General features: G+C 41.8%; 18 protein-coding genes. 14 read left to right on the top strand and 4 right to left on the bottom strand.

Features of this window, described 5'->3' with window-relative positions; translation table 11 throughout:
• The 3 genes from Q7J27_01835 to Q7J27_01825 all read right to left on the bottom strand — a co-directional run.
• Nucleotides 1-189: arginase family protein (locus Q7J27_01835; protein ID MDO9527879.1), on the bottom strand; the 189-nt coding region annotated here is incomplete at its 3' end.
• Between the two features lie 223 nt (nt 190-412).
• Nucleotides 413-1,135, bottom strand: a complete 723-nt coding sequence (locus Q7J27_01830; protein MDO9527878.1) for a UDP-2,3-diacylglucosamine diphosphatase — start codon at nt 1,133-1,135, stop codon at nt 413-415.
• On the bottom strand, nt 1,135-1,785 hold the full coding sequence (locus Q7J27_01825) for a histidinol phosphate phosphatase domain-containing protein (protein ID MDO9527877.1): 651 nt from the start codon (nt 1,783-1,785) through the stop codon (nt 1,135-1,137). The genes Q7J27_01830 and Q7J27_01825 overlap by 1 nt, the downstream gene beginning before the upstream one ends.
• Before the next feature lie 560 nt (nt 1,786-2,345).
• On the opposite strand from Q7J27_01825, the gene eno reads away from it, so the two are divergent.
• From eno to Q7J27_01810, 3 genes are all read left to right on the top strand, one after another.
• Complete coding sequence (eno, locus tag Q7J27_01820) at nt 2,346-3,635, top strand: phosphopyruvate hydratase (protein ID MDO9527876.1); 1,290 nt, start codon at nt 2,346-2,348, stop codon at nt 3,633-3,635.
• 382 nt (nt 3,636-4,017) lie between these two features.
• Nucleotides 4,018-5,337: a tRNA (N6-isopentenyl adenosine(37)-C2)-methylthiotransferase MiaB gene (gene miaB, locus Q7J27_01815; protein MDO9527875.1), complete on the top strand. Its 1,320-nt coding sequence runs from the start codon at nt 4,018-4,020 to the stop codon at nt 5,335-5,337.
• Between the two features lie 130 nt (nt 5,338-5,467).
• The gene (locus tag Q7J27_01810; protein MDO9527874.1) at nt 5,468-5,971 is read left to right on the top strand and encodes a bifunctional nuclease family protein; all 504 of its coding nucleotides are present in this window, start codon (nt 5,468-5,470) and stop codon (nt 5,969-5,971) included.
• A gap of 179 nt (nt 5,972-6,150) precedes the next feature.
• Here the strand turns inward: Q7J27_01810 and Q7J27_01805 are convergent, their stop codons facing one another.
• On the bottom strand, nt 6,151-6,378 hold the full coding sequence (locus Q7J27_01805) for a hypothetical protein (protein ID MDO9527873.1): 228 nt from the start codon (nt 6,376-6,378) through the stop codon (nt 6,151-6,153).
• 394 nt (nt 6,379-6,772) lie between these two features.
• Here Q7J27_01805 and xerC point away from each other — a divergent pair, with 394 nt between their 5' ends.
• From xerC to Q7J27_01750, 11 genes are all read left to right on the top strand, one after another.
• Nucleotides 6,773-7,696: a tyrosine recombinase XerC gene (gene xerC / locus Q7J27_01800; GenBank protein MDO9527872.1), complete on the top strand. Its 924-nt coding sequence runs from the start codon at nt 6,773-6,775 to the stop codon at nt 7,694-7,696.
• The gene (gene hslV, locus Q7J27_01795) at nt 7,697-8,260 is read left to right on the top strand and encodes an ATP-dependent protease subunit HslV (protein ID MDO9527871.1); all 564 of its coding nucleotides are present in this window, start codon (nt 7,697-7,699) and stop codon (nt 8,258-8,260) included.
• A gap of 73 nt (nt 8,261-8,333) precedes the next feature.
• Entirely contained in the window at nt 8,334-9,716 is a 1,383-nt protein-coding gene (gene hslU / locus Q7J27_01790) for an ATP-dependent protease ATPase subunit HslU (protein MDO9527870.1), read from the top strand.
• A gap of 53 nt (nt 9,717-9,769) precedes the next feature.
• Nucleotides 9,770-10,660, top strand: a complete 891-nt coding sequence (argB, locus tag Q7J27_01785; protein MDO9527869.1) for an acetylglutamate kinase — start codon at nt 9,770-9,772, stop codon at nt 10,658-10,660.
• 31 nt (nt 10,661-10,691) lie between these two features.
• Nucleotides 10,692-11,879 carry an acetylornithine transaminase gene (locus Q7J27_01780; protein ID MDO9527868.1) on the top strand — a complete coding sequence of 396 codons (1,188 nt, stop codon included), beginning with the start codon at nt 10,692-10,694 and terminating at the stop codon, nt 11,877-11,879.
• Entirely contained in the window at nt 11,879-12,787 is a 909-nt protein-coding gene (gene argF / locus Q7J27_01775; protein MDO9527867.1) for an ornithine carbamoyltransferase, read from the top strand. Before Q7J27_01780 ends, argF begins: the two co-directional genes overlap by 1 nt.
• A gap of 154 nt (nt 12,788-12,941) precedes the next feature.
• Complete coding sequence (locus tag Q7J27_01770) at nt 12,942-14,147, top strand: argininosuccinate synthase (protein MDO9527866.1); 1,206 nt, start codon at nt 12,942-12,944, stop codon at nt 14,145-14,147.
• Between the two features lie 170 nt (nt 14,148-14,317).
• Nucleotides 14,318-15,046, top strand: coding sequence for a hypothetical protein (locus Q7J27_01765; protein ID MDO9527865.1), 729 nt, complete (start codon nt 14,318-14,320; stop codon nt 15,044-15,046).
• Nucleotides 15,047-15,127: 81 nt separating this feature from the next.
• On the top strand, nt 15,128-15,535 hold the full coding sequence (locus Q7J27_01760; GenBank protein MDO9527864.1) for a hypothetical protein: 408 nt from the start codon (nt 15,128-15,130) through the stop codon (nt 15,533-15,535).
• Between the two features lie 115 nt (nt 15,536-15,650).
• Nucleotides 15,651-16,313 carry a hypothetical protein gene (locus tag Q7J27_01755; GenBank protein MDO9527863.1) on the top strand — a complete coding sequence of 221 codons (663 nt, stop codon included), beginning with the start codon at nt 15,651-15,653 and terminating at the stop codon, nt 16,311-16,313.
• A 59-nt stretch (nt 16,314-16,372) separates the two neighbouring features.
• The gene (locus Q7J27_01750; protein MDO9527862.1) at nt 16,373-16,747 is read left to right on the top strand and encodes a hypothetical protein; all 375 of its coding nucleotides are present in this window, start codon (nt 16,373-16,375) and stop codon (nt 16,745-16,747) included.
• Nucleotides 16,748-16,862 lie beyond the last annotated feature (115 nt).

Below are 16,862 nucleotides of genomic sequence, written 5' to 3'. Positions count from 1 at the left end.
TTCAAGATAGGTTTCCCTGCAGAGTTCTTCATCATAGAGTTCCATGTTACTGGAAGCGTCCAGTATGGCCGCCGGTCCCCTCCTTGATCCAGACTGATAGGTTGAGGTCAGGTCGTATTGAATAGGCACCACGACAAACTTTGAATCTTCAAAAGAAGAAAAACAAGAAAGTATTCCACCAAAATTCATAAAAAACACGTCCCCAAAAGTGCCTAAAGTTTGAAGTGCCTAAAGTGAGCTAAAGTTAATGTACACGCCTTCGGCGCGGTCAAATTCGAAACAGGCTGCGCTGAAAGCGCATTTTTTAACTTTAGGCACTTTAGTTCACTTTACACTCTTAACTAAAGCTTGCTGTTTGAACTGGTACCAACATCTGCGCAAAAAACGCAGTTGTTGAGAATAAAGACTCTAACTATGGTCTGTATGCGGAGAGGGTAAATTTGCCATTTTCATATAGAAGATAAGAGTAATGCCTGATCCAGTCACCAAGAGTTACAAATGTCTTTTCCCTTCCGTCAATAGTATACTGCTTTATTGTTGGTTTGTGGCAATGCCCCAGTATTACGGCATCAAACCCTTCTTTAAATTTCTCAATGGTAAAGGCCTCCATTTTTTCGACGAGGCCATCCGGAGACTTTGCTAAATGCTCATTGCTTATTCTTGAGCTCATCCGGGCAATCTTCCAGAGGATAACAGGTGGGAGTTTTTCCTGCATTTGGTAAAATGTCCTGCTCCTCAATAGTTTTCTTAACATGAGGTATCGGGTATTGGACGTATCGATGGTATCTCCGTGTGAAACAAATGTTACGATACCGTCCAGATTGATAGTTCCCCAATCAGGAAAGACCTCCATCCCGTGTCTATCAGTAAAGAATTTTTTGAGAAAGAAATCATGGTTTCCTTCACATAAATGTATCTGAACTCCGCTGTTTTTCAGATCTGTCAATTTGTCAACTATTGTTCTGAAATCGGGATATAGCTTCTCCTCCCTGCAAAACCAGAAATCGAAAAAATCACCGACAATAAAAAGATGGTCAATTTTCTCTTTGAGGGTATCGAGGAAATTCGACAGAAAACTATAATTAGCATCCTCTCTGCTTTGCAGATGGGCATCAGATAAGAAAAGTACTTTCATTATTTCAGGGTTTTTTCAACCAGTTTCTTCGAATTTTCAAACATTGTGTCAATCTCTTTCTCACTCATCCCTGCCCCGGCAGCTATTCTGCGGGCCATCTCTTTACTTACAAGGTCTTGAGGGGCATGGGTATCGGTATTGAGGACGAGACAGGCATCAAATTTACGGGCCAGTTTTACAACATGTCCATTGGTTAAACTGTGTCCGTGCCTGGTGGAAATCTCTAAAAACACCGATTTCTCGGAGCACAACCTGACCTCTTCTTCCGTTATTAAGCCCGGATGGGCAAGAATATCTATCGGTGATTTAATCGCGGCAAGATTGGTTCCCGGAATAACCGGCTCTACGATGGTTTCTCCATGTACGACGACGATCTTTGCTCCCATTTTCCTCGCTTCCGCTGCCAGCTCGTGGATGCTTTCCGGTGGAACATGAGTGATCTCAATTCCCGGGATAGCTTTGATAGAATATGCATCGGATATTCTGTCACAGACCTTCACTATGCGCGGGATGATAAAATCTATATTTGAGTGGTCTGCATGGTCAGTTATTGCAATTGCTTGATATCCGGCTACCGACGCTCTCCTTATCAGCTCCGACGGAACTAATTCTCCGTCGCTGAAAATTGAATGGGTGTGAAGGTCAATCATGCGAGTTCTCCTGTAAATATGAGGAAATGATTTTTGCAAACGTAACTTTGATGGACTCGTAAAAAGTCATAAACTGCACCATTTGTCATGCTGAACTTGTTTCAGCATCTAATTATTTCAGCAAGTTAGAGACCCTGAAATAAATTCAGGGTGACAAAAAAGACTTTTTACGAGTCTGTCAACTTCAATAGCAGAAATTACAATTAAGTTCAATAAAGATTGACGGCTTTGTAAAAAGTCATAAACTGCACCATTTGTCATCCTGAACTCGTTTCAGGATCTCGCTTGTTTCAGCATCTAATTATTTCAGCAAGTTAGAGACCCTGAATGATCCTGAAACAAGTTCAGGACATGATTCAGGGTGACAAAAAAAGACTTTTTACGAGACCATAAAGATTAAACTTCCGAAATCTGAGATTGATTTCGGGAATTGTTTCTTTCTCAATCAACTTGAAAATACCCTTAGATTAGTATAAATTAAATTTATTGAAAATTAGTGGCGAGCATATTCTCCGAGCTTCAAGTTACTATAATACTTTTTAAATGGGAGGAAAGCAGATATGACTGAAATAATCGACGTATATTCAAGGGAAATACTTGATTCAAGAGGAAACCCAACAGTAGAAGTGGAGGTCACGCTGAGTTCAGGGATAGTCGGCAGGGCATCAGTACCATCCGGTGCATCGACGGGAGAACATGAAATGGTCGAGCTGAGGGACGGTGATAAGGAAAGATATCACGGTTTGGGTGTTCAGAAGGCCGTGGAAAATGTAACCTATAAGATTGCTCCTGAGATAATAGGGATGGACTGTTGCGACCAGAGGGAAATTGATTGCACCATGATTGAACTGGATGGAACGGACAACAAGGGATCCCTCGGCGCAAATGCTATCCTTGGCGTATCCCTTGCCTGTGCCAAGGCGGCTGCAGAGGCGGTAGGCCTTCCGCTTTACAGATATATCGGAGGAGTTTCCGCCAGGGAAATCCCTGTGCCGATGACCAATATTTTGAATGGCGGACAACATGCGGACAACAATGTTGATATCCAGGAATTTATGATTATGCCGGTTGGTGCAGAGAACTTTAAAGAAGGGCTCCGAATGTGCAGTGAGGTCTTTCATGGTTTAAAGAAAGTGCTTAAAGGCAGAGGTTATAATACCTCAGTCGGGGATGAAGGTGGATTTGCGCCCAATCTGAAATCCAATGAAGAGGCCCTCTCTCTTATAACGGAAGCGATTGAAAAAGAGGGTTATGAACCGGGGAAAGACATATTTATAGCCATTGATTCAGCGGCAAGCTCATTTTACGCTGATGGCAAATATGTTCTATCTGCTGAAAAAAGCCCCAATAAGAGTGCTGAGGAGATGGTGAAATTCTATAGTGACCTGGTCGGAAAATATTCGATCATATCAATAGAAGACGGGCTCGACGAAAATGACTGGGATGGATGGAAATTGATGACAGATGAGTTGGGTTCTAAAATCCAGATTGTGGGTGACGATCTTTTTGTGACAAATAAAAAAATACTGGAAAGGGGAATATCGCTCGGAGTCGCCAATTCCATCCTGATTAAGCTTAACCAGATAGGCACTCTGACAGAAACCCTTGAAACCATCGAAAGGGCGAAAGAGGCGGGATATACCACGGTAGTGTCCCACAGGTCTGGAGAGACAGAGGATACCTTTATGGCGGACGTTGCGGTAGCGGCAAATTGCGGGCAGATAAAAAGCGGGTCCGTTTCCCGGAGTGAGCGGTTGGCGAAATACAATCAATTGCTGAGAATAGAAGAAGAGCTGGGTGATGCGGCAGTATACAGGGGAAAATCGGCTCTTTACTGTATCAAAGGTTGAAGGGCAAAGGTTAAAGGTTAAAGGGCAAAGGTTAACAGGCTGTTGCTCAAGCAGGTATTTCTTTGAGTGGTCATTACAAAACTTTTTGCGAATGAATCTTGGCGAAGCGGAAGATAAGCGATTTCAACTGTGTGAGCCCGAAGGGCGAGTTTTGAAATCGCCTGAAGCAAGCCTTAGATTTATCAAAAAGTATTGTAGACAAGCGAAAAGAAATATGAGCAACAAGCCTTTAAGGGTTAAGAGATATTACTTTGTAATTATCCATTTTGATATTTACGTTCCTTTTACCTTTCGCCTAATTTTTTGTTGACTATGGTTTTTCCATGTATTAAGTTTATTTGTAGAATGTGAAATCTTTGAATAATATAGGTATTTTAAAATTTTGAAACAAAAATATCTCTATCTTCGAACCTTCGGATGTCAGATGAATGTCCATGATTCGGAGCAGATAATGGAACTGCTTAAGGGGTCGGGATATGAAACGACGAAGGATGCGAAGAAGGCTGATCTTGTTATAATAAATACATGCAGTATAAGGGAAAAGGCCGAGCATAAGGCGCACAGTGAATTAGGGAGATTCAAAGAATTAAAATTAAAGAAACCTGACCTGATAATAGGCATAGGTGGGTGTCTTGCTCAACAACTGGGGCCAAAGTTTCTTAGAAAGGCACCGCACCTGGATCTGGTTTTTGGCACCCATAATATACATCGCCTTCCCGAAATGATAAGAGATATCGAAAATACCAGATCCCGGGTCGTGAAAACCTCATTTCACGAATCCGTACAATCCTTAGGTATACTTGCATTGCCGCGAAATGGCAGTGTAAGTGCCTATGTTACAGTGATGCATGGTTGCGATAATTTCTGTGCCTATTGTGTGGTCCCCTTTCTGAGAGGGAGGGAGGAGAGCAGAAAACCTCAGGACATTATAAATGAAATAGCCATCCTTGCCGATCATGGTGTGAAGGAAGTAACTTTACTCGGTCAGAATGTAAATTCTTACGGTAAGACAATGAGTGGATGCCATGATTTCTCCACATTATTGAAGGAGGTTGGCAGGGTAGAGGGGATAGAAAGGATAAGATTTACAACTTCTCATCCTAAAGATATATCGGAAAATATTATAGGGTGTTTTGCTGAGGTTGATAAACTGTGCGAGCATATTCACCTGCCCGTTCAGTCAGGTTCGAATGATGTCCTGAAGAGAATGAACAGACATTATACAAGAGAGGATTACCTGAGCAGAGTCACCAGATTAAGGGAAGTTTGCCCCGGTATAAGTATTACTTCGGATATTATTGTGGGGTTTCCCGGAGAAACCGAGAAGGATTTTCAGGAAACTGTTGATCTTATGGAAGAAATCAGATTTGATGGTGTTTTCTCTTTCAAGTACTCTGAACGTGAAGGTACAGCGGCTATAAATTTTAATAATAAAGTGGATGAAGATGTTAAAAACAGGAGGTTACAAACAATTCAATCCCTTCAGGAAACACATTCACTTGAGAAGAACCGAGTTCTTGAGGGCGGCATAGGAGAGGTCTTGGTGGAAGGAGTTAGTAAAAATTGTCGTGATGATGTAATGGGAAGAACACGGTCTAACAAGATCATCAATTTTGAAGCAAAGGATAACATTATCGGGAAAACCGTTTCGGTAAATATCATTAAGGCCTATCTCCACTCCTTGAGAGGCGGATTGATATAAAAAGTAAGCGTTTCGGCTGTCAGCCATAAGAGTTCAATTTTTATCTTAATTGATTATTAGATTCTTTGTTTTTATCATGCTGATAGCTGTTTGTTGACTGCTCAGTGCTTAGTAAAAAGGAGGTTTCAAAATGTTAATAGAAATGAGGGTATCCGGTTTGGCGATAGATCCCTTGACGAATACACCCATAGTAATTTTAAAAGATATGGAGGAAAAAATGGCTGTTCCGATATGGATAGGGCTTTTTGAAGCAAGCGCCATAGCGACGGAATTGGAAAAGGTAAGTTTTTCCAGGCCGATGACCCATGATCTTTTACACAATATATTAGTGCGTCTTGACGTCAAGGTGACCAAAATCGAGATTAATGATTTAAAGGATAACACATTTTTTGCCAATATATATTTTCTGAAAGATGGGTCGAATGTTATTGTTGATTCCCGCCCCAGTGATGCAATTGCCATTGCTTTAAGGGGAAACGCCCCTATATTGGTAGATGAGAAGGTTATTGAAAAATCAAGGAAATTGGATCTGGGTGATAAAAAGGTGATGAGCCTGGATAAATTAAAAGAGGAAAATTTAGAAGAATTTTTGAAAAGTCTATCTCCGGAAGATTTTGGAAAGTATAAGATGTGACAAAGTCTTGGTAAGTTCAAGATTTTTGGTGACAAATGATAAGAGAGCTTTGCATAATACCATATTGTCATTGTGAACGAAGGTGAAGCAATCTCTATCTCATTGTAAATATGAGAGATTGCCACGTCGCTCCGCTCCTCGCAATGACCAGAACAACAATTATGCAAAGCTCTCGATAATTAGACTGGCAGTGCGGGGTTGTCATGAATGAGGAATTTCGGCGGCTTTATCTTCAAGTCGGTGATCAAGTTATCCATCGCCGCTTCCCCCAATGGGGTTATGGTGTTGTGGTTGAGGAGAGGAATTCCCAGATACTTGGAGGATGTTCTTTCGTTAGGATAGCCTTCAGGGACGGCCGTACGAGAGTATTTGATAATAACTTTGACAATTCCTGTTGTTGTTATCATGCTGGAATAAGGCGATGTTGATGGCCGCTTCCGCTATTAAAGTTCAGAGTTCAGAGTTCAAAGTTCCGAGTTGCAGGGTGGGTGCTGCCCATCAACTTTTTTAAATTATGGGTGGCATGGACAAACTTGTTTGTCCGTGTTTCTTTCTGCTTCATTGGGAGAGCTTTACATAATACCAATATTTTCATTGCGAGCAAAGCGAAGCAATCTCGTAACATATTAATAATTCATAAGATTGCCGCGTCGCTAAAGCTCCTCGCAATGACCAGAATTGCAGTTTTGCAAAGCTCTCATTGGGAATGTCGCGGACTGATTGTTCTTCGCCATGAAAACACGGAGTGTGCGTTTTCATGGCTGTTATTTTTTTGGACCAAAGTAATGGCAGGATAAATTCATGGAGAAAGCAATAAGAGATTTTGAAGTTCACATGAAGGTTGTGAGGAATCTTTCTCCACACACCAGGAGGAATTATCTGGCCGATTTAAGGCAGTTCAAGGAATATCTGGAGAGAAACAATATATCTGCAGGAGAAAGCGGTGAGGGGTTTGTTGGTATTGATCACCTTGTCATAAGGGCATTTTTAGGGTCTCTCTACCGGAGAAAGATTAAGAAAGTTACTATATCGAGGAAGGTTGCAACACTAAGATCGTTTTTTAAATATCTGCTTCGAGAGGGGAGAATTAGTAATAATCCCGCCGAAATGGTTCAAGCACCTCAGGCCGACAAATACTTGCCTGCCTTTCTTACGGTGGATCAGATGTTTTCTCTTCTGGATGTGAAGTTTAAACAGGACGCGCCCGGACTCAGGGACAGGGCGATGATGGAGCTGTTATATTCGTCAGGTGTACGCGTCAGTGAACTTACCGGGTTAAACATCGATGACATAGATTTTACACAATCCCAGATGTTGGTCAGGGGAAAGGGAAAGAAGGAAAGAATAGTTCCTGTGGGTACCCCTGCACTAACTGCTGTTAATAACTATATTGAGAGAAGAGGTGAACTGACAAAGAAAAAAGTCGAGGCTCATATTAAAAAACCACTTTTTGTCAGCAGGATCGGTACAAGATTAACGCCGAGGAGCGTGGGAAGAATCATAGATAAGTATGTCCGTATGAGCGGAATTAACAGGAAAATTGGCCCTCATACGTTAAGACATACATTTGCCACTCATCTGATGGATGCGGGTGCGGATCTCAGGATTATTCAGGAGCTTCTTGGTCATGAGAGCCTTTCCACAACACAGAAGTATACGTCCGTGAGTGTAAACAGGCTGATGGAAGTGTACGACAAAGCTCATCCCAAGGCCAGAGGAGGGTAAATGAACATAAGAGGAACTACAATCATAGCGTTGAGACATAAGGGAAAAGTAACGGTTGCCGGAGATGGACAGGTTACTTTAGATACTATTATAATGAAACATAGTGCCAGAAAGGTTCGAAGGCTGTATAATAATAAGGTTGTTGTTGGATTTGCCGGGGCGACTGCCGATGCGTTTACTCTTTTTGACAGATTTGATCAAAAGCTGGAACAGCACAGCGGGAATCTCTTGAGAGCGGCGGTTGAGTTGACCAAAGACTGGAGAACGGACAGGGTTCTCAGGCATCTGGAAGCACTGATGATAGCAGTGAGCGAAAAACATTTTCTAATTATATCTGGTAATGGAGATGTCATTGAATCTGATGATAATGTAATGGCGATTGGTTCTGGTGGACCTTACGCACTGGCAGCGGCTCGTGCACTCGTAAGATATTCGGATCTGAGTTCAACAGAGATAGCCAGAGAGGCGATGAAGATTGCTTCCGGTATATGCATCTATACAAATGATAATATAACGATTGAAGAGATTGATACTGTAGAAGAAGAGGGCAGAAACAAGAAATAGAGAGAGAACATCAGACTTGAACTTTGAACTCTGAACTCGAAACTCTAAACTCGAACGATAGTGAGGAGAATATATGCCATCAAAAACACTAACACCAAGGGAAATTGTTTCAGAGCTGGATAGATACATAATCGGCCAGGGTGATGCCAAGAGGGCCGTTGCCATAGCACTGCGTAACAGATGGAGGCGTCAGAATGTTCCTGAAGAACTTGGGGAGGAAATATTTCCTAAAAATATTATAATGATAGGACCGACCGGAGTTGGAAAAACAGAAATAGCTCGAAGGTTGGCCAAGCTTGACAAATCTCCTTTTTTAAAGATTGAAGCCTCAAAATTTACGGAGGTTGGTTATGTCGGCAGAGATGTTGAGTCAATGATTCGCGACCTTGTGGAGCTGGCCGTAAATATGGTTAAATTGGAAGAACAGGAAGGCGTTAAAACCAAGGCAGCAGAGGTTGCTGAAGAAAGAATTCTGGATATTCTTCTTCCACGAAAACCGGTGGAAAAGAAGGTTGAAGACATTCTTCCCGGTGATGATTCAAAGCCGCATGAGTACAAACAGATTGAACAAGAAGACACTACCCGTGAGAAGCTTCGCCAGCTTCTTCGAAGAGGCAAACTGGATGATCGTACCGTCGATTTAGAGGTGTCTGAGAGCAAGAGCGGTCCGGTCATTGAAGTGTTTTCCTCTTCGGGAGTTGAGGATATGGGTTTTAACATAAAAGAGATGTTCGGAAACATATTTCCCCAGAAGAAGAAGAAAAGGAATGTTAAGGTTCCTGAGGCAATGGAGATTCTGGCTGAGGAAGAAGCTCAGAGAATGGTGGATATGGATAAGGTTACCAAAACGGCTATAGAGAGGGTGGAACAGTCAGGCATTATATTTTTAGATGAGATCGATAAAATTGTTGGTAGTGGCTCCACATATGGTCCCGATGTTTCAAGAGAGGGTGTTCAAAGGGATCTTCTGCCGATTGTGGAGGGATCTACTGTAAATACCAGATATGGCATGGTGAAGACGGATCATATTCTTTTTATTGCTGCCGGGGCCTTTAGCGCCTCCAAGCCATCTGATCTTGTTCCAGAACTTCAGGGGCGATTCCCTATAAGGGTGGAACTGGATTCTCTCGGTAAGGAGGATTTGATAAGAATACTTACTGAACCTCATAATGCTCTTGTAAAACAATATGTTGAGATGATGGCAACAGAGGGCGTAAAGATTGTTTTCAAGGATGAAGCTGTTGCTGAGATTGCTGAGATTGCCACCATTGTCAATGAAAGGACAGAGAATATAGGAGCCAGAAGGCTTTATACTATTATGGAGACACTTCTTGATGAAATTTCTTTTGATGCCCCTGATATGAGTGAAAAAGAAGTGATAATTGATGCAAATTACGTCAAGAAAAAGTTGGATGATATAGTGGAAGATGAAGACCTGAGCAGATATATACTTTAAGAGTTTCGAGTTCAAAGTTTAAAGTTCAAAGTTGGAATATGAAAAGGTGAGAGATGGATAACGTTGAAAAATCAATGGAGAGGGCAGCTATTCTTTTAGAGGCCCTGCCTTATATACGCCGTTTTTGTAATAAGACCGTTGTCATTAAATATGGTGGTCATGCCATGGTGGATGAGTCATTGAAAGAGATGTTCGCCATGGATGTCGTTATGATGAAATATGTAGGGATCAATCCAGTGGTGGTGCATGGTGGAGGTCCTCAGATAGGGAATCTTTTAAAAAAGCTTGGTAAAGACTCGAAATTTGTCCAGGGAATGAGAGTGACGGATGAGGAAACCATGAGTGTCGTAGAAATGGTCCTTGCCGGTAATGTGAATAAAGAAATTGTGGGCCTCATCAATCATCACGGAGGTAATGCTGTTGGTCTTACCGGCAAAGACGGTAATCTTATTCAGGCAGAGAAATATTTTTTGAGTGCCGACAAGGCAAAGGATACGCCGCCTGAAATTATAGATCTGGGACTCGTGGGCAAGGTTAAGAAACTTAATACTAATCTTGTCGTATTACTGGCGAATGAAGGATTCATTCCTGTTATAGCGCCTATCGGTGTGGGGGATGGTGGTGAAACCTATAACATCAATGCCGATATCGTTGCCGGTGAAGTTGCGGCAGCCTTACAGGCAGAAAAGCTCATTTTGCTGACGGATGTAAAAGGTGTCCTGGATGCGGAAGGTCAACTTATAAATACCATGAGTTGCGATGAGGTAGAGAAGTTAATTGAGACGGGTGTCATTGAGGGAGGTATGTATCCAAAGGTTAAATCTTGCCTTAAAGCACTGAAAAGTGGCACAAAAAAAGCTCATATCATTGATGGACGTCTGAAACATTCCATTCTTCTGGAAATTTTTACCGACGAGGGTATAGGAACAGAAATCCTTTTGTAAGGGCGGATTTCATATAAAGGGAAATAACAGGATGACAACTGAAGAACTGATAGCACTCTCGGATAAAAGCATAATGGAGACTTACAGGCGTATTCCGATAGTTTTGGTGAAGGGTTCGGGAGTGAAGGTCTGGGACAGTGACGGGAAAGAGTATCTCGATTTTGTTGCCGGGATTGCTGTTTGCAGTCTTGGCCATTCCAATTTCAAGGTGGTAGAAGCAATCAAGAAACAGGTGGAGATTCTTACCCATGTTTCAAATCTCTATTATATTGAACCGCAGATTGGTCTTGCCAGACTCCTGGTTGAAAACTCCTTTGCTGACAAGGTCTTTTTCTGTAATAGTGGCGCGGAGGCCAATGAGGCGGCGATTAAACTTGCCCGGAAATATGGCCATGAAAATATGGGCGGGGACAGATATGAGATAATCACCATGATTGATTCCTTTCATGGCCGAACGCTGGCAACTATTACGGCAACAGGACAGAAAAAGTTTCAGGAGGGATTTGCACCGTTGCCGGGAGGATTCAAGTATGTCCCATTTAACGATCTTTCTGCCCTGGAACATGCCATAACGGAAAAGACATGCGGGATTATGTTAGAGCCAATCCAGGCAGAGGGAGGGATACGGATTCCCGATAACGATTACCTCCGGGGAGTCAGGAAAATTTGCAACGATAATGACCTTCTTTTAATACTGGATGAGGTTCAGGTGGGTATGGGACGTACGGGGAGTCTGTTCGCTTATGAAAATTACGGTATTGAACCAGATATTATGACATTGGCAAAGGCCATGGGAAATGGGTTTCCTGTGGGGGCAATGCTGGCGACCGACAGGGTTGCCGCCGCTTTCGTGCCGGGAAGCCATGCTTCTACCTTTGGGGGCAATCCGCTGGGAATGGCCGCGGGACTCGCAGTAATGGAGGTATTGCTTAAAGAAGGTGTGCTTGAAAATTGTAAAAAGACAGGATCTTACTTATTGGAGAAATTAAATGAACTTAAAAAAAACCACTCAATCATCAAGGAAGTGAGGGGAAGGGGTTTAATAATTGGCATGGAGCTTTCTGTCGAAGGCGAAGATGTTGTAAAAAAATGCATGGACAAAGGGTTATTGATAAATTGCACATGTGGAAACATATTGAGGTTTGTCCCTCCGTTGATTGTAACAGCGGAGGATATTGACATGGCCGTTAATGTGCTTGATGAGGTGATGGGGGACTGATGGGAAAAGACCTTTTAAGTATTTACGATCTTGAGAAAGCTGCTTTTGATGAGATATTTGAAAGGGCCGAAAGATTGAAAAAAATGCTCATTTACGGGGAGCCATATACACCTTTGAGAGGAAAGACCCTTGGTATGATATTTGAAAAATCGTCTACGAGGACGAGACTTTCTTTTGAGGTGGGCATGTATCAGTTAGGAGGAATAGCCATATTTCTCAATATGAGCGACATACAGCTGGGAAGGGGTGAGACCGTTGCTGATACTGCAATGATAATGTCCGGATATTTAAATGGCGTTATGATAAGAACATTTTCTCAGGAGCTGGTTGATGAATTTGCCAGATGTGCGACTATCCCTGTCATAAATGGTTTGACGGACCTTCTGCATCCATGTCAGATATTGAGTGATCTTTTTACTCTTATAGAGAAAAAGGAAGGATATGAAGGTCTGAAGATTGCTTATATCGGTGACGGAAACAATATAGCGAACTCCTGGATAAATGCCGCCGCAAAACTGCCCTTCCAGCTTGCGCTTGCCTGTCCTGCCGGATATGATCCTGATAAGACTATTCTTAAGAGGGGGGTGAGGGAAGGAGAGGTAACTCTCTATCGGGATCCATATGAGGCTGTGAAGGATGCAGATGTGATTTATACAGATGTGTGGGCCAGCATGGGACAGGAAGATGAACACGATAAGAGGGTGAAGGAATTTAAAAATTATCAGGTAAATGAAGCATTGGTCGGTTGTGCCAAAGATGATGTTATTATAATGCATTGTCTTCCCGCCCATCGGGGAGAGGAGATAACCGATAATGTCATCGACGGCCCTCTCTCGGTGGTGATAGACCAGGCGGAAAATCGCCTTCATGTTCAGAAGGCGATCATGGAAATATTGATGGCAAAGTAAAAAGTTCCGGGTTCAGAGTTCAAAGTTAAAAAGAATAGTTTGTTGGGTTTCGCTATGTTCAACCCAACCTTCTACTTCTTCTGTAGCTCAGGGCTTCAGCCCTGTCTTGAAGTAGTGGGAGCGAAACAGCAAATTTGCGGAGGGACATTCATAAATGAAAAATTTCAAAAAGGTAGTTCTGGCTTATTCCGGAGGACTGGATACCTCGGTTATTCTGAAGTGGTTGATTGAAACCTACGGCTGTGAAGTTGTGGCATTTGCAGCCGATCTCGGTCAGGGAGAGGAATTGGATGGGCTGGAAGAGAAGGCGATAAACACCGGAGCCAGCAAGATATACATTGAGGATCTACGGGAAGAATTTGTAAGAGATTTTGTATTTCCTGCTCTTCGCGCCAATGCAAAATATGAAGGATCATATCTGTTAGGAACTTCTTTGGCCAGGCCGCTCATAGCAAAGAAGCAGATTGAAATTGCGGAAAAAGAGGGAGCAGATGCAGTATGCCACGGTGGCACAGGGAAGGGTAATGATCAGGTAAGATTTGAACTGACCTACATGGCCCTCAATCCGGGCATAAAGATCATAGCTGCCTGGAGGGATGATAACTGGACTTTTGATTCGAGAAAATCGATGATTGATTATTCCGACAAACATAATATCCCGATTACCATGACGAAAGAAAAACCATACAGTGAAGACAGAAACCTTATGCATATCTCTCATGAGGGGGGGATTCTGGAGGATCCCTGGGTTGAGCCCGATGAGGATATGTTTGTCTTAACTGTATCTCCGGAGGCTGCCCCGGATAAGCCGACCTATGTGGAGATAGGTTTTGAGAAGGGGAATCCTGTTGCAGTCAATGGGGAGAGGATGAGCCCGGCGAAACTCCTGGATTATATAAACAGACTGGCGGGTGCCAATGGTATAGGCAGAATGGATATGGTTGAAAACCGCTTCGTGGGAATGAAATCAAGAGGGGTTTATGAGACGCCTGGTGGAACTGTTCTATGGGCTGCTCATCGTGCAGTCGAGTCTATTACCCTGGACAGAGAAGTCATGTTTATAAGGGATTCACTTGTTCCCAAGTATGCTCAGCTTGTCTACAATGGTTTCTGGTATTCGCCCGAGATGAAGATGATGCAGAAGATGATTGATGAGACACAGGAAAATGTTACGGGGACGGCCCGTCTTAAGCTGTATAAGGGTAACTGTATTGTAGTGGGGAGAAAAGCGCCCAACTCTCTGTACAGAGAGGATGTCGTTACCTTTGAGGAAGATGAGATTTTCAACCAGCAGGACGCCACCGGGTTTATCAAGCTCAATGCATTGAGGTTAAAAATACAGCAATTGGTAAAAGGCTAAAGGCGCAGGGCAAAGAGAAAACTTGTTTGTCCTTAAGTCCCTTTTCCCATAGAAGAGCGTTATGGTGAGGGGTATATAACTATACGGATAAGTATCAGTCTAAATGTTTAATTATACAGCTCGTCAATCCATTTGACGTCTATAAAACAACAAAACCTGTAATCACTTTTATGAAACTAATACAAGCTGAATTTTCCAAAGCTCAGTTGGATAGGCTTCCCAAAAAGGATCAGGTCTTCTTTTTCCAACTTACGCACCTTTTGGATGAGCTAATGATTTTACAAAAATGCTTGATCTACGCCGGTAATACAATTGCGTCAAAAGAAGGAGTCGCGAAAACTGCACAACGTACTCAAGCACTTTTCTTTATCAGGACACTTGCAGGGAAAATTAACGAGGGATGGCAGATACTCAGGGCTTCCTATTTTGCCAAAAAACTTTCCCAAAGATATGATAATCTGATTTCCGCATCAGCAAGACAAAGTTTAGAAGAAATAAAGAGATATTTCAGAGAAGATAATTTAATCAATGAGTTGCGAAATAAGTACGCGTTTCACTATGATCGACAAAAGGTTAAAGACCAAATAGATCGCATTACCCGGGATGAAGTTCTAAGCATGTTTATCTCTGAACATCAGGGCAATAACTTATTTGCTTTTAGCGATACAATGGTAAATTGGTCGATTTTGAATTTGATAAATCCAAATGATCCTCAAAAAGCTATGGATACATTGGTTGATGAGATTATTCAGATGTGTGCTCGGTTTCAAAATTTCGGACATGGCTTTATCGAGCTTATTATTAGAAAACTTGGATTCAATTGCGTAGAGTTAGAAATTGCAAACGTTCCTCTTGTCGAGTACATTGAACTGCCCTATTTTGTGAAAAAAAGAAATTAACCCTGCTAATTCGCACTTAAGTATCAGCCAACGCCGATTAGGCTCCCGATCCTTGGCAACATTGAACTTATGGAGGAAAAAATGGTTTATGTAATCATATCGGTCATTGCTTTGGTTATTCTTCTCTTCATAATTAAGGTTGTTAAAACGTCTCCAGGAAATCCAAGAGGATTTGCTATGAGCGTTGCGAAGACACAGCTCATATCTTTGTCTGCTATCAAAGAGAAATATCCAAATTTATCGAAAGAAGAGCAGTATCTTAATGCCTTAATTACGAGACCCGGGTATTCAGAGGAGACAGTACAAGGAATTATCAACAGTACGAAAGAGAGTGCTGAAAAACGAGGAGATGTCTTGAGGTTTAACGAAGTTGTCCGGACGTTAGTTATGATTGAATATCTTAGAAGAACTGGTGAAAAAACGCGGGACTTTTCACGTGCTTCTGAAATGATGGAAGGGGTATTATCTGTAATTCCCGATGAATTGTGATAAAGGGCATGGTTAGGTTTTGTGCATTCTTGCAAGGAAGTGATGACCGACTTATTTATGTATTTCTATCATTTGATACACAGGAATGTTATTTATAAAAATTCAAAGGAAAAAAATGGTAGCACTTTTTTTGTTGTTGCTGAGTTTTATTTTTATTGATTCAGCCTACGCAAAACGAGTACAGATTAGAGGTGAGTATTGTTACCAATACGGAGACAGTGAGTCTCTGATGGTGGCAAAGGAGATTTCATATGCAATGGCTTTGAGGAAGGCCATTGAAACCTATAAGACGTTCATATCTTCAACAAGTATCGTTAAGGATTTTAAGTTAAAGAAGGATTTGATTGAAACAATAGCGTCTGGATATGTTGATAATGTTAAAATTATCAAGCAGGACGTTAAAGGAAGGACAGTCTGCACGACATTGATCGGTTATGTGAATCCTGACGCCGTTAAGAGTATAATATCAAGAAAGGTTGAAAGGGTAAAGAAAACAAGAACAAGAGAATTCAAAGGTTTGATTAGTAATGAATGCATTAAGATATTGAATTACAAAAGGGAAGGTCAACATCTATCAATACTTTATCAAGCAAAAAAAAGATTTAATTATACCTTTGTTAGAATTGTTATTGACTGCTTTGACAGAAATGGGAACCCAATAGAAGGTAGAAGCTCCGATACTGCATCTCGGCTTGATAGAGGAGAAGTTAGGAAGGAAGTAGTCGAGTTGCCCGGAGGAACAGCATCATTTGAGATAAGATTAGGGCGTTGTCCGTAAAAAATTGGATGTATCTATAAAAGGCTATATTTCTAATAGAAAACACAAGGCATGATGCGATGGTTATATGTGTAGCAGTTGATAATTCTGTTTTAGGAGATTTAACGGATACTGATATTCCTGAGAATAAAAAGGCAGATAAAATGGCATTTGAAGAGATGATCGAACTCGCCAGGCAAGGTGTCATTGAAATTGGTGTCCCGTTAACTGCAGCTATGATTGAAGAAAAATATGCCGGAGAAGATAAACACAAACTTCTTAGAAAGAAAATGGGCAAGGCTTTTAGGCTGTGGCCTGTAGTCGTAACCAAAGAAATGAGTTATGATATTGAGAACAAGAAAAAATGTTTACACAGCATAATGCAAGATAGAGAAGGAGTTGATTCGGCCAATTTAAGCCTGTTCAATGCTTATAATGCATGTGAATACAGTTAGTTACAGAGGCAAAAAAACAAAGTTAACTCAAAAATGCTGCGTTTCCGGGGGTCAATCCTCGGAAACTCACTGTTTTGAAAAAAGTTAACTCAAATTTATTGCATTTCATGGATAA

The sequence above is a fragment of the Syntrophales bacterium genome, from assembly GCA_030655775.1.
GTDB lineage: Bacteria > Desulfobacterota > Syntrophia > Syntrophales > JADFWA01 > JAUSPI01.
This window is presented reverse-complemented; position numbering and strand designations above follow the sequence as displayed.

Coding starts and splice junctions, on each gene's coding strand:
- hslU (MDO9527870.1), top strand. CDS start 8,334: ATGCCATCAAAAACACTAACACCAAGGGAAATTGTTTCAGAGCTGGAT.
- Q7J27_01825 (MDO9527877.1), bottom strand. CDS start 1,785: ATGATTGACCTTCACACCCATTCAATTTTCAGCGACGGAGAATTAGTT.
- Q7J27_01780 (MDO9527868.1), top strand. CDS start 10,692: ATGACAACTGAAGAACTGATAGCACTCTCGGATAAAAGCATAATGGAG.
- hslV (MDO9527871.1), top strand. CDS start 7,697: ATGAACATAAGAGGAACTACAATCATAGCGTTGAGACATAAGGGAAAA.
- xerC (MDO9527872.1), top strand. CDS start 6,773: ATGGAGAAAGCAATAAGAGATTTTGAAGTTCACATGAAGGTTGTGAGG.
- Q7J27_01810 (MDO9527874.1), top strand. CDS start 5,468: ATGTTAATAGAAATGAGGGTATCCGGTTTGGCGATAGATCCCTTGACG.
- argB (MDO9527869.1), top strand. CDS start 9,770: ATGGATAACGTTGAAAAATCAATGGAGAGGGCAGCTATTCTTTTAGAG.
- Q7J27_01760 (MDO9527864.1), top strand. CDS start 15,128: ATGGTTTATGTAATCATATCGGTCATTGCTTTGGTTATTCTTCTCTTC.
- argF (MDO9527867.1), top strand. CDS start 11,879: ATGGGAAAAGACCTTTTAAGTATTTACGATCTTGAGAAAGCTGCTTTT.
- eno (MDO9527876.1), top strand. CDS start 2,346: ATGACTGAAATAATCGACGTATATTCAAGGGAAATACTTGATTCAAGA.
- Q7J27_01830 (MDO9527878.1), bottom strand. CDS start 1,135: ATGAAAGTACTTTTCTTATCTGATGCCCATCTGCAAAGCAGAGAGGAT.
- Q7J27_01805 (MDO9527873.1), bottom strand. CDS start 6,378: ATGATAACAACAACAGGAATTGTCAAAGTTATTATCAAATACTCTCGT.
- Q7J27_01765 (MDO9527865.1), top strand. CDS start 14,318: ATGAAACTAATACAAGCTGAATTTTCCAAAGCTCAGTTGGATAGGCTT.
- Q7J27_01750 (MDO9527862.1), top strand. CDS start 16,373: ATGGTTATATGTGTAGCAGTTGATAATTCTGTTTTAGGAGATTTAACG.
- Q7J27_01770 (MDO9527866.1), top strand. CDS start 12,942: ATGAAAAATTTCAAAAAGGTAGTTCTGGCTTATTCCGGAGGACTGGAT.
- Q7J27_01755 (MDO9527863.1), top strand. CDS start 15,651: ATGGTAGCACTTTTTTTGTTGTTGCTGAGTTTTATTTTTATTGATTCA.